This is a genomic window from Rhizobacter sp. P1_G5, assembly GCF_056405435.1.
Genome location: NZ_JBFUCB010000366.1, coordinates 1 through 6149 on the forward strand (window position 1 = coordinate 1; position 6149 = coordinate 6149).

At 71.7% G+C, this 6149-nt stretch carries 5 protein-coding genes; 3 read left to right on the top strand and 2 right to left on the bottom strand.

Annotated elements, in window-relative coordinates:
- On the bottom strand, positions 1 to 323 hold a 323-nt coding region (locus tag AC1D12_RS21870), incomplete at its 3' end, for a carbohydrate-binding protein (protein ID WP_477842815.1).
- Between the two features lie 165 nt (positions 324 to 488).
- On the opposite strand from AC1D12_RS21870, the gene mprF reads away from it, so the two are divergent.
- Together mprF and AC1D12_RS21880 are read left to right on the top strand one after the other, a co-directional pair.
- Positions 489 to 3095: a bifunctional lysylphosphatidylglycerol flippase/synthetase MprF gene (mprF, locus tag AC1D12_RS21875; protein WP_477842817.1), complete on the top strand. Its 2607-nt coding sequence runs from the start codon at positions 489 to 491 to the stop codon at positions 3093 to 3095.
- Positions 3092 to 4486: a virulence factor family protein gene (locus tag AC1D12_RS21880; protein WP_477842819.1), complete on the top strand. Its 1395-nt coding sequence runs from the start codon at positions 3092 to 3094 to the stop codon at positions 4484 to 4486. Before mprF ends, AC1D12_RS21880 begins: the two co-directional genes overlap by 4 nt.
- On the opposite strand, the gene AC1D12_RS21885 is transcribed toward AC1D12_RS21880, so the two are convergent.
- Positions 4483 to 5139: a TetR/AcrR family transcriptional regulator gene (locus tag AC1D12_RS21885; RefSeq protein WP_477842821.1), complete on the bottom strand. Its 657-nt coding sequence runs from the start codon at positions 5137 to 5139 to the stop codon at positions 4483 to 4485. The genes AC1D12_RS21880 and AC1D12_RS21885 overlap by 4 nt on opposite strands.
- 78 nt (positions 5140 to 5217) lie before the next feature.
- Here AC1D12_RS21885 and AC1D12_RS21890 point away from each other — a divergent pair.
- The coding region (locus tag AC1D12_RS21890; RefSeq protein ID WP_477842823.1) for a TolC family protein at positions 5218 to 6149 on the top strand (932 nt) is incomplete at its 3' end.

A 6149-nucleotide genomic window follows, 5' to 3' on the forward strand; every position in this document is an offset into this window, starting at 1 on the left:
GGGGCGGGCGTCGGCGCGGGAGCCGGAGCGGGTGCCGGTGTCGGCGCAGGAGCCGGGGCGGGGGCCGGGCCGTCGGCCGCGCCGAKGTCGGTCCACAGGCTCGCSGTGGTCGGGTTCCAGCCGGTGCTSGCGTAGTCGGTCTGCGCCACGGTGGCGCGGTAGTTGCGGCCGTTGTACGTCACCAGCGAGCCGGCGGCGTAGAAGGTGTCGGSCTTCCAGGCGGGGTAGCTGGCGGCCTGGGCCGTCGCGGTCACGAGGACGGCGGCGAAGGCGCTGAGCAGACGCATCTGGCTCGAGCGGGGGACGAGGGCGGTGACGGGCATGGAGGTCTCCGGGTGGAACGGGGGGCGTTACGGCGTTCGGGACTCTAGCCGCTGCAATACCATTTGAGTACCACTTGAACGATGAAAGTGGTAATGGTTTGTGCCCGCGAGCCGCAAAACGCGATCCAATAGCCGCGTCTCCACTTCCGTGCTTTCGTCCGAACCGTGTCCGAGTCCTTGCTGGACCCCACCCTCGCTCCACCCAAGTCCACGCTGGCCGTCTCCTTCTGGGGCGACCGGTGGCCGCGGTTGCGGCCCTGGCTGCTGGGCGCCGTCGCGCTGGGGCTGGCGCTGGCCGTCGGCCTCGCGCTGCGCCAGCTGCTGCTGCAGGTGCACTACAGCGCGGTGATGGCGGCCGTGGCCACCACGCCGGCGTCGAGCATCGGCCTGGCGCTGATCGCCACCGTGCTGAGCTACCTCGCGCTCAGCGGCTACGACAGCTCGTCGCTGCGCTATGCCGGCGCTCGCGTGCGGCATGCCACCGTGCTGCTGACCTCGTTCGTCGCCTATGCGCTGTCGAACACCATCGGGCTCGGGCCGCTGTCGGGCGGCGCGGTGCGCATGCGGCTGTACACCGCTGCCGGGCTGGAGCCGGCACAGGTCGGGCGGGTGATCGCCTTCAATGCAGCCGCCTTCGGGCTCGGCATGGCGGCGTTCGGCGCGCTCGCGCTGCTGTGGGGCGCCGACGACGTGGGCGGCCTGTTGCGCATGCCGCCGCTGCTGCTGCGGCTGCTGGCCGCCGCGCTGCTGCTGGGGCTGGCCRGCTTCATCTGGCTGTGCACGAAGCGCCGCGGCCTGCGCATCGGCCGCTGGAGCATGCGCCTGCCGACGCCCGAGCTCGCGCTGCGCCAGCTGGTGATCTCGGCGCTGGAGCTGTGCGCCTCGGCGGCGGCACTGTGGGTGCTGTTGCCGGGCCAGCACATCCCGCTGCCGACCTTCATCGCGTTCTACGCCATCGCCGTCACGGCCGGCATCATCAGCCACGTGCCGGGCGGCGTCGGCGTGTTCGAGGCGGTGATGCTGCTGGCCAGCGGCGRCACCGTGCCGAGCGATGTGATGCTGGGCGCGCTGCTGCTGAACCGCGGCATCTACTACGTGCTGCCGCTGGTGCTGGCCACCGGCATGCTGGTGGCCTACGAGCTGCGCTCCGGCGTGGCCGCGCCGGTGGGCCGCATGGCGGTGCACCTGAGCCCGCGGCTGATGGCGGCGCTGACGCTGGTCGCGGGCCTGTGGCTGATGGTCTCCGGCGTGACGCCGTTCACCGAGGACGCGCGCGAGATCCTCGCGCACCTGAACGTGCCGGTGCCGCTGATCGAGGCGTCGCACTTCCTCGGCAGCGTCGCCGGCCTCGGCCTGCTGCTGGTGGCGCGCGGGCTGTTGCACCAGCTGGATGCCGCCTGGTGGGCCGCGCTGGTGCTGTCGGTGATCGCCGCGGTGCTGGCACTGCCCAAGGGCATCGCGGTCACCGAGGCCGCGATGCTGACCACGCTGGCGCTGCTGCTGCTGATCTCGCGCAACCAGTTCGATCGCCGCTCCTCGCTGTTCTCGCAGCGGCTCGAGCCCGAATGGCTGCTGGCGCTCGGCGGCGTGCTGGTCGCCTGCGTGTGGGTGCTGTTCTTCGCGTACCGCGAGGTGGCCTACAGCAACCGGCTGTGGTGGCAGTTCGAGCTCGACGGCCAGGCGCCGCGCTCGCTGCGCGCGCTGACCGCCATCGCGCTGATCGCGCTCGCCTACGGCATGTGGCAGCTGCTGCGGCCGCCGGCCGGCGACGTGGCCGAGACCTCGCCCGAAGAGATGGCGCGGGCCGCGGCGATCGTGCGCGCCAATCCATCATCGGACGGCTGCCATGTGCTGGTCGGCGACAAGCACCTGATGTTCTCGCCGTCCGGGCGCAGCTTCCTGATGTTCGGCAAGCAGGGTCGTTCGTGGGTGTCGCTGTACGGCCCGTTCGGCGATGCGCGCGAATGGCCCGACCTGGTGTGGCAGTTCATCGAGCGCGCCAACGACCATGGCGGCCGCGCCGCGTTCTACCAGGTGCGCCCGGCCACGCTGCCGCTGTACCTCGATTGCGGGCTGCACGCGCTGAAGCTCGGCGAATACGCCACCGTGCCGCTGCCCGATTTCAGCCTGAAGGGGGCGAAGCGCGCCAACCTGCGCACCGGCGTGAACCGCGGCGAGCGCGAGGGGCTGCAGTTCGAGGTGGTGCCGGCCGACGGCGTGGCCGCGCTGCTGCCGCAGCTGAGGCAGGTGTCCGATGCGTGGCTGGCCGAGCAGCGCGGGCRCGAGAAGAGCTTCTCGGTCGGGCGCTTCGATGCGGACTACGTGCAGCGCCTGCCGGTGGCGATCGTGCGGCGCGACGACCGCATCCTCGCCTTCGCCAACCTGCTGACCACCGATGCCCGCAAGGACGCGAGCCTCGACCTGATGCGCCACCTGCCCGATGCACCGCCCGGCACGATGGACTTCCTGTTCGCGAAGATCATGCTGCACCTGCAGGCCGAGGGCTACGAACGCTTCGGGCTCGGCATGTCGCCGATGGCCGGCATGGCCGAGCGCCGCCGAGCGCCGCGTTGGCAGCGGCTCGGGCGGCTGCTGTTCGAGCACGGCGACCGCTTCTACAACTTCCGCGGGCTGCACAACTTCAAGGACAAGTTCGAGCCCGACTGGGAGGCGCGCTACCTGGCCGCGCCGCCCGGGCTGGCGCCGGTCTTCATCCTGGCCGACGTGGCGGCGCTGATCGGTGGCGGCCTCAAGGGAGCGATCAGCCGATGAGGCGCGTGCTCGCACTGGTGGCAGGGCTCCTGCTGATCCCGATGGCGCCGTGCCACGCGCAGGTGCGGCCCCAACCCAGACAGACGCCGATGCAGACCGCGCCCGGCACGGTGGCGCACGGGCTGTTCAACGACGTGCGCCTGTTCAAGCCGGCGGGCACCGTGCAGCAGTTCGTGTTCATGCTGTCGGCGAACGATGCGCCGGATGCCGCCGAGCAGCAGGCCATCGACCGCATGGTGGAGGGCGGGGCGCTGGTGGCGGCGGTGCCGCTGGCGCCGTTCTACAAGCGGCTGGAGAAGCAGGACGGCAAGTGCACGTATGCGGCAGGCGCCTTCGAGAACCTGTCGCGCCATTTGCAGGCGTACGAGCAGGTGCCGGGGTATCGGTTGCCGATGCTGGTGGGCAGCGGTGCGGCGGCGCCGTTCGCCTATGGCGTGCTGGCGCAGGCGCCGGCGGGGAGTTTCTCGTCGGCGCTGTCGCTGGGGTTCTGCCCGCGGCTCGCGCTGAAGACGCCGCTGTGCGCGACCAACGGCCTGCGCTGGGCGGCCGCCGGCGCCGGCGGTTTCGAGCTGCTGCCCGCGACGACGCTGGCCACGCCGTGGACGGCGGTGCAGGGCGCCGCGTGTCCAGCTGACAGCGTGCAGGCCTTCGTGCAGCAGGTGCCGAAGGCGCGCTGGGTGGCCGATGGCCCTGCGGCATTCGCGACGGCGTACGCGCAACTCTCGTCTGCCCAGCAGGCCGCCGCGCCGGTGGTGCCGCCGGCGCCGGAGCAACTGGCCGACCTGCCGATGGTGGAGGTGCCTGTCCCTGGTGTCGGTGCGGGTGCCGGCCGGCGCTTCGCCGTGCTGCTGTCCGGCGATGGGGGCTGGGCCGGCATCGACAAGGAGCTCGCGGCGGCGCTGGCGGCGCAGGGCATTCCGGTGGCGGGCTTCGATTCGCTGCGCTACTTCTGGAAGGCGCGCACGCCCGAGGGCCTGGCGAGCGATCTGGATCGGCTGATCCGCTACTACGCCGCGCGCTGGCAGCGATCGGAGGTGATCCTGATCGGCTACTCGCAGGGGGCCGACGTGCTGCCGTTCGCCGTCAACCGGCTGCCGGCCGCGACGCGCTCGACGATCAAGCTCACCGCGCTGCTGGGGCTCGCGCAGAAGGCCTCGTTCGAGTTCCACTTCAGCAACTGGCTGGGGCCGAGCGGCGACAAGCCGATCCTGCCCGAGGCGCGCCGGCTCTCGGCCGCCGACACGCTGTGCGTGCAGGGCGACCGCGAGAAGGATTCACTGTGCCCGAAGCTCGTGCCGGCGCATGCGCGGGTGCTGGTGATGAAGGGCGATCACCACTTCGGTGGGGACTATGCGCGGCTGGCGCGCTTGATCGTCGAGGCAGTGCGCTAGGGAATCTCCGCGTAGGCCGCCATGAACACCCTGACCGCCTCGCGCAACAGGGCCCGGTTCTCCCGCRCATCCGGCATGTCGAGCATGAGCAGCCCCCGGATGTGGCCGTCGCCCAGGAACATCGACAGGAACAGGTCCGCCGCCTGCCGCGGGTGCCGCACCTTCAGCGTGCCGGCCGCGTCGGCGCGGCGCAGGTACGCGGCCAGGTCGCCGATCAACCGTTCGGCTCCCTGCCGGTAGAAGGCCCGGCAGGCCTCGGGTTGTACCCCGGCGGCGCCGTAGAGCGAGCGGAACTGCGACAGCGCCTCGTCCTCGCGCGCCAGCGTCAGGAACTGCTCGCCGATGGACAGCAGCGCCTTCTGGGGCTGCTGCGCGTCCAGTGCTTCGGCGCCCGCGAGGCCGCCCACCACGCGCTCGGTGCGATCGCGTACCTCTGCCTCGAACAGCCCCTCCTTGGACCCGAAGTGGCTGTAGATGGTCATCTTCGAGACACCGGCGTCGGCGGCGATCGCGTCCACGCTGGACCGCTCCAGGCCGTGCGCATAGAAGTGCCTGCGCGCCGCATCCAGGATGCGGCGGTAGCGCTCGGGGTCCCGCGGCCTGCCGCGGCGCGGCGTCGGCGCGGCATCGTTCTCGGTTTCGTTCTTGGGCATCTTATTTAATGTACTTGAAAGTCCATTATGGCCAGGGTACACTTACTGTACTCAATCGTCCAGTATATGAATCACTTCATGCCGCTCCCCCTGCATCGCAGCCTCGACACCGGCGCCTGGGCGATCCGCGCCGTGGCGTTGGCCGCGCTGTTGTTCTTGTCGGCCTRCTCGGTGGCGCCTGTGCAGCCCCCGTCGCCTTCAGTGCCGCTGGCCGCTGCTTTTGCGCACGGCGCACCGGCGCCCGTTGCCGGCCAGGCTCTCGACGGCGCCTGGTGGGCCGGCTATGGCGACCCGGCGCTGACTGCGCTGATCGACGAAGCGCTGGCCGCCAACCAGGATGTGGCCATCGCGCTGCAACGCGTCGCCCAGGCCCGTGCGGGTCGCGATGCCCAGGGCTCTCGCCTGTGGCCCACGGTGGGCCTGCAGGCGTCGGCCTCGCGCAGCGAAAGCGGCCTGCCCGATCCGGTCAAGCAGGGGCAGCCTGACACGCGCGCGCTTCGCGCCGGTGTCGATGTGGCGTGGGAGATCGACCTGGCCGGCGGCGTGCGCGCTGCCCGCGATGCGGCGCAAGCCGACGCCGCGGCCGCCACCGCGGGCGTGGACGGCGCGCGCTTGCTGGTGGCCAGCGAGGTGGCGCGGCAATACTTCGTGCTGCGCAGCGCTGAAGAGCAGCTGCGCATCGTGCAGGCACTGGCCGCGGCCCAGCACGAGACGGCCACCCGCGTGGGCAGCCGCCAGCGCGAAGGCGAGGCGAGCGCCTTCGACCTCGACCGAGCAGGCGCCGAAGCGGAGGCGCTCGACGCGCAGCTGCCTCCACTGCGGATGCTGGCCGGCGTCTCGCAGACCCGGCTGGCCGTGCTGCTGGGCCGCAACCCATCGGCACGCGTCGTCGACGACGGTGCAGCGTTTGTGTGGCCCTCGGTGCGCGACATCGGGACCGGCCAGCCCAGCGAGCTGCTGAGGCGTCGCCCCGACCTGATCGCCGCCGAGGCGCGCGTCGCGGCCGAGAC

What these genes read in the sequence shown, in the direction of transcription:
- AC1D12_RS21880 (WP_477842819.1), top strand. Translation starts at nt 3,092, where the DNA reads ATGAGGCGCGTGCTCGCACTGGTGGCAGGGCTCCTGCTGATCCCGATG.